The sequence below is a fragment of the Plastoroseomonas hellenica genome (assembly GCF_018129085.1).
GTDB lineage: Bacteria > Pseudomonadota > Alphaproteobacteria > Acetobacterales > Acetobacteraceae > Plastoroseomonas > Plastoroseomonas hellenica.
Map to the genome: position 1 here is coordinate 1 of NZ_JAAGBB010000112.1, position 5,199 is coordinate 5,199.

9 protein-coding genes are annotated in these 5,199 nt (G+C 72.5%); 5 read left to right on the forward strand and 4 right to left on the reverse strand.

Going from position 1 to position 5,199, the window contains the following annotated elements; all coding sequences use genetic code 11:
* The coding region (locus tag GXW71_RS34015; protein ID WP_211854622.1) for a type VI secretion system tube protein Hcp at positions 1-196 on the reverse strand (196 nt) is incomplete at its 3' end.
* A gap of 118 nt (positions 197-314) precedes the next feature.
* On the opposite strand from GXW71_RS34015, the gene GXW71_RS34020 reads away from it, so the two are divergent.
* The 4 genes from GXW71_RS34020 to GXW71_RS34035 all read left to right on the forward strand — a co-directional run bounded on the left by GXW71_RS34020 (position 315) and on the right by GXW71_RS34035 (position 2,062).
* Positions 315-986: a glutathione S-transferase family protein gene (locus GXW71_RS34020; protein WP_211858434.1), complete on the forward strand. Its 672-nt coding sequence runs from the start codon at positions 315-317 to the stop codon at positions 984-986.
* Positions 983-1,435 (forward strand): GNAT family N-acetyltransferase, encoded by a 453-nt coding sequence (locus GXW71_RS34025; RefSeq protein ID WP_211858436.1) that lies wholly within the window; start codon positions 983-985, stop codon positions 1,433-1,435. Before GXW71_RS34020 ends, GXW71_RS34025 begins: the two co-directional genes overlap by 4 nt.
* A gap of 71 nt (positions 1,436-1,506) precedes the next feature.
* Positions 1,507-1,773: a type II toxin-antitoxin system ParD family antitoxin gene (locus GXW71_RS34030; protein WP_211858438.1), complete on the forward strand. Its 267-nt coding sequence runs from the start codon at positions 1,507-1,509 to the stop codon at positions 1,771-1,773.
* Entirely contained in the window at positions 1,766-2,062 is a 297-nt protein-coding gene (locus tag GXW71_RS34035; protein ID WP_211858446.1) for a type II toxin-antitoxin system RelE/ParE family toxin, read from the forward strand. Before GXW71_RS34030 ends, GXW71_RS34035 begins: the two co-directional genes overlap by 8 nt.
* Positions 2,063-2,116: 54 nt before the next feature.
* Here GXW71_RS34035 and GXW71_RS34040 read toward each other — a convergent pair whose 3' ends face one another.
* From GXW71_RS34040 to GXW71_RS34050, 3 genes are all read right to left on the reverse strand, one after another.
* Complete coding sequence (locus GXW71_RS34040) at positions 2,117-2,839, reverse strand: DJ-1/PfpI family protein (RefSeq protein ID WP_211858447.1); 723 nt, start codon at positions 2,837-2,839, stop codon at positions 2,117-2,119.
* The gene (locus tag GXW71_RS34045; protein ID WP_211858448.1) at positions 2,836-3,903 is read right to left on the reverse strand and encodes a GlxA family transcriptional regulator; all 1,068 of its coding nucleotides are present in this window, start codon (positions 3,901-3,903) and stop codon (positions 2,836-2,838) included. The genes GXW71_RS34040 and GXW71_RS34045 overlap by 4 nt, the downstream gene beginning before the upstream one ends.
* A 121-nt stretch (positions 3,904-4,024) precedes the next feature.
* On the reverse strand, positions 4,025-4,447 hold the full coding sequence (locus GXW71_RS34050; protein ID WP_211858449.1) for a YciI family protein: 423 nt from the start codon (positions 4,445-4,447) through the stop codon (positions 4,025-4,027).
* 214 nt (positions 4,448-4,661) lie between these two features.
* Between GXW71_RS34050 and GXW71_RS34055 the strand changes: the two genes are divergently transcribed.
* On the forward strand, positions 4,662-5,199 hold a 538-nt coding region (locus GXW71_RS34055; RefSeq protein WP_211858450.1), incomplete at its 3' end, for a septal ring lytic transglycosylase RlpA family protein.

Here is a 5,199-nt window from a genome sequence, read left to right on the forward strand (position 1 = left end):
CGGTGGTGCCGTCGGTCTGCTTGGTGACGGTGATTTCGCTGACCGAGACGATGGAGCTCTCACGGGTGGAGTTGCCATAGGCCGAGGCGATGCCGCGGCCGATCCCGAACTGGAAGCTCTCCAGGTTGATCCACTTCTCGTAGCCCTGGATGTTCGACTCACCCTGGACGCCGTCGTAGTTGAGCATGATGGCCATGATGACACGGTCCCCAAACAGGAATTGCGGTGTCCGGGCGGCGGCTGAGCGCCCGCCCTCGAAAGATCTGATATCGCAATGATCGCTTTTGGGGAAGGGGTCTTCGGATGACGTTGCCGTGAACTTCCCCAACGACCCGTTCGCGGAGGCCCCGCCCACCATGCGCCTGTTCCACGTCCCCGGCTCCCCCTATGCCCGCATCGCCCGGATGGCGGTGATCGAGCTCGGGCTCGAGGGCCGCGTGCGGGTCGAGGAAACGACGCTCCGCGACCCCGCCTCGGCGCTGCTGCCGCACAGCCCGGTCGGGCGGGTGCCGGCGCTCCTGCTCGATGACGGCACCACGATCACCGAGACGACGCCGGTGCTGATGATGCTCGACAGCCTCGCCGAGCCCGGGCGCCGGATCCTGCCCGGCATCGAGGCCCCGCGCGCGTTGGCCGCCTATGGCCGCGTGCTCGGCCTGATCGACGGCATCGCGGTCTGGAACCGGGAGCTGCGGCGCCCGGCCGAGGAGCGTTCTACCGCGGTCATCGCGCTGGAGACGCGGCGGACCGCGCGCGTGGCGGATGCTTTGGAAGGGGAGGTCGCCGCCGGCGGCTTCGCGGCTGTTGACGCCGGCTGGCTCGCGCTGATCGCCGCCTTCGGCTATTGCGAGCGCCGCCACACGGCCTTCGCCTGGCGGCAGGGCCGGCCGGCGCTCGCCGCGCTGTTCGACGCGGCGCAGCAGCACCCCTCCGTGGCGCGGACCGTCCCGCCGGCCGGGATGGGCAGCGCCGCCCCGCGCCCGTGACGTCGCGCCATGGGCTCGAGATCCGCGCCGCGACGCCGATCGACGCGCCCGGCCTCGCCACCCTGCTCGCCGCCGCGGGGCAGGCCACCGATGTCCCTGCGATGGCGGAGCGGCTCGCGGCGATGCGTCAGGAAGCCGGCGCGGTGCTCATCGCCGCGCAATGGGGACCACCCAGCGGCCTCGTGGTCCTGCACTGGTATCCGACGCTCGACGATCCCCGCCCGACGGCCCAGATCACGACGCTGCTGGTCGATGCCGAGGAGCGGCGGCGGGGGATCGGCCGGCTGCTCCTGAAGGCCGCCGCGCAGGCGGCGCGCACCGCGGGCTGCGGCAGGCTGGAGCTGCTCGCGGCGTTGGAGGAGACGTCCCTACGCGCATTCTGCCATGCCACCGGCTTCGCCGAGACCGGCACGCGGCTCATCCGGTCGCTGCGCAAGCGCGGATCATGACTGGGCAGACATAAGAATATTTGTGATTTTATCTTATTTGATAATATGATCGACGGAGAGGAGAAGCCGCCATGGCGACCATGACCGTCTCGCTGCCCGACCCCATGAAGGACTGGATCGAGGCCCAGGTCAGGCGCGGCGACTACGCCAGCGCCAGCGACTACATGCGCGACCTGGTGCGCCGCGACCGTGACCGGCGGGAGAAGGAACTGACCCTGGACGCGCTGCGGAAGAAGCTCGTCGCGTCGCAGGAGAGCGGCATCAGCACCCGCACGGTCGACGACATATTCGCCGAGGCGCAGGCGATCGCCAGGGCTCGCGGCCTCATCGATGGGTAGGTATCGGCTGACGAAAGACGCCGATGCCGACCTGCTGAGGGTGCTTCTCTACGGGTTCGAGGCGTTTGGAATCGCGCAGGCCGAGGACTACAGGACCGGCATGGCCCGCTGTTTCGCCTTGCTGGCCGACAATCCCGGGCTCGGGCGCGGAGCCGATGAATTTGCGCCGGGCGCGCGGCGGCACGAGCATGCGCGGCATATCATTTTCTACAATGAGGAGCCGGGCGGCGTGCTGATCACGGCCATCGTCCACGAGCGCAGCATGCGCCATCTCATTCGCCAATCCTGACACCGTCATCGGCGGAGCCGATGACCGGTCTTGCACGCAGGCGATGCCGCTGCCTCAGCGCGCCGCGCCCGCCGGCGCCTCGATGCCGAGCCGCGCACCGACCCGCCGTGCCGTCGCCTCGCGCTGCGCGGTGATGCCGCTGACCGCCCGCCGCGCCTGGTCCAGGATCGCGGCCGGCGCGGTCTCCGGCGTGCCGGCATCGAAGGGCGGCTCCGGCGCATAGACCATGTAGAGCTGGATCGCCTGCGCCGCTTCCTCCCCGCGCAGCTCGGCGGCGAGGCGCAGCGCGCCGTCGATCCCGGCGGTGACGCCGGCGGCGAAGACCCAGGTGCCGTCGACCACCACCCGCTCATTCACGGGGATCGCGCCGAAGAAGGGCAGCAGGTGGAAGGACGCCCAATGCGTCGTGGCGCGCCGGCCGCGCAGCAGCCCGGCCGCGCCGCAGATCAGCGCGCCCGTGCAGACCGAGAAGACGCTGTGCGCGCCCGCCGCCTGGCGGCGGATCCAGCCCAGCACCGCCTCATCCTCCATCAGCGCCTCCTGCCCGAAGCCGCCGGGCACATGCAGCACATCGAGCGGCGGCGCATCCGCCAGCGCCGCATCCGGCGTGATCCTGAGGCCCTTGAGGTCCCGCACCGTCCCGGCGGTCTTGCCATAGAGGCGGTAGGTCGCGTTCGGGATGCGCGACAGCACCTCGAACGGTCCGGTCAGGTCGATCTGGTCCAGCCCTTCGAACAGCAGCGAGCCGATCTGCAGATGGCGGTCGGGGTCGATCATGGGTGCTGGTCCCTCAAGGGCATGGGTGGGATCCGCGCCGGCGCGGCGTGCCGGAACCGGTCGCGGTAGTCGCCGGGCGAGGCGCCGACCTGGCGCAGGAAGGCGCGGCGCATGGTCTCCTCCGTGCCGAAGCCGCAGGCCGCGACAACAGCGGCCAGCCCCGCCCGGCCGGATTCCAGCCGCTGGCGCGCCGCCTCGACCCTGAGCTGCTCGACCAGCCGCGCCGGCGTCATCCCGGTCTCCTCGCGGAAGACGCGGGCGAATTGCCGCGGGCTGAGGCAGGCCCGCGCGGCCAGCACCTCGACCGGCAGCGGCCGGTGCAGGTTCTCGGCGATCCAGGCGAGCAGCCCGCCGAGCCGTGCCGAGGGCCCGGTCTGCGCCGAGAGCACCGTGCTGAACTGCTTCTGGTCCCCCGGCCGGCGCAGGAACAGCACCAGCTCCCGCGCGACGGCGAGCGCCAGGGCATGGCCGTGATCCTCCTCCACCAGCGCCAGCAGCAGGTCCATGCCGGCGGTGACGCCGGCCGAGGTCCAGAGCGTGCCGTCGCGGATGAAGATCGGCTCGGGATCGACGGCGAGCGCGGGGTGCCGGCGCGCGAGCTCGGCGCACCAGCGCCAATGCGTGGTGACGCGGCGGCCATCGAGCAGGCCCGCCGCCGCCAGGATGAAGGCGCCGGTGCAGACGCTGGCGATCCGGCGCGCGCGCGGCGCCAGGTGGTGCAGCAGGCGCTGCACCGTCGGGTCATCGGCGCGGCTGCGCGCCCCCTCTCCGCCGGCGACGATCAGGGTGTCGATCACGTCCCAGCCCAGCACCTGCGCCTCGCTCGCGGTGGACGGCAGGTCGAGGCCCGCGGAGGTCGCCGCCAGGCCCTGGCCCGGCACGATGATGGTGCTGACCGCATAGGGCGGCCCGCCGCGCGCGCCGTCGCGGGCGAGCTGCCGCCCGGCCTGGGCCAGCACCTCGGCCGGCCCGGCGATGTCGAGCAACTGCACCGGCGCCACGCCGAGGATCAGGACGCGGCGCGCCGGCGCGGGGTCATCGGTGGCGGTGGTGTTCGGAGCCATGGCCGCATGGTCCACGGCGCGGACCGCGGCAGCAATGCCATTATGCCCTCGGATCCTGCCATGGCGGTCCGGGCATGGTCGAGGTCCGAGCGACCAGCCCCGATCGCCCGGCCGACGGGCCTCAGCGCTTGGCCAGCGTCTCGCGGAGCCGGTCTTCCTGTTCGGCGACCTCCGGCGTCAGGGCCTCGCCGAAATCAGCGGCCTCGAAGACCGGGCGGATCTCGATCTCGCTCGGGCCGGGCATCGGGTTCGGGCAGCGCTTCACCCAGGCGACCGCCTCCTCCATGTCCTTCACCTGCCAGATCCAGAAGCCGGCGATGAGCTCCTTCGTCTCCGTGAAGGGGCCATCCATGACGATGCGGCCGGGGCCGTCGAAGGCGACCCGCTTGCCCTTGGAGGACGGGTGCAACCCCTCGCCGGCCAGCATGATGCCGGCATTCACCAGCGCCTCGTTGTACTTGCCCATGGCCGTGAGCAGCTCGGTCGAGGGCATGGCGCCCGCTTCGCTCTCCGTCGTCGCCTTCACCAGAACCATGACGCGCATCGTGATGTCTCCTTCCGATCCGTGGCGGCCGAACTGGCCTCCGTGCTCCCAGGACGCATGGATTGCGGCGGGGCCGACATCCCGCCGGGGTATTTTTGCGCGGCCCCCGGCAGGATGCGGCGGATGCTGCGCCCCGGCCAGGCCGGCGCCCCGGGGTGACAAGCCCGGGCCAGGAGGGCAATGTCCACAGGGACCGGAAGGATCGCGAGGCGGGATGGGCACGAAGGGGCGGCGGCGGAACCGGGTCGGATGGGTGCTGGCGCTCGGCGCCACGCTGCAGGCCGGCTGCACCGCGCCCGGGGCCGAGGTGCCGCCGACGCGGGAGCCGGCATCGGCCGCGGCGCCTGAGGCCGGGCCGGCGCAGCATGGCCTCGCCTCCTACTACGCCGCCCGCTTCCGCAACCGCCGCACCGCCTCGGGCGCACCCTTCGACCCGGCCTCCGATACCGCCGCGCATCGCAGCCTGCCGCTCGGCAGCCTCGCCCGCGTCACCAACCTCGCGAATGGGCGCAGCGCCACGGTGACCATCCGCGACCGCGGCCCGCATACGCCCGGCCGCATCCTGGATGTCAGCCCGCGCATCGCGGACGAGCTGAGCATGCGCCAGGCGGGCGTCGCGCGGGTGGCGGTCGAGCCGTTGCAGATGCCCGGCAGGTCGCTGCTGGTGCCCACCGCCGCGGCGGCCGAGATGACGGAGCTGGCGGAAGCCGCCGAGGCGGAGCCGCCGCGCCCCGCCGCGCGCGCCACGGCGG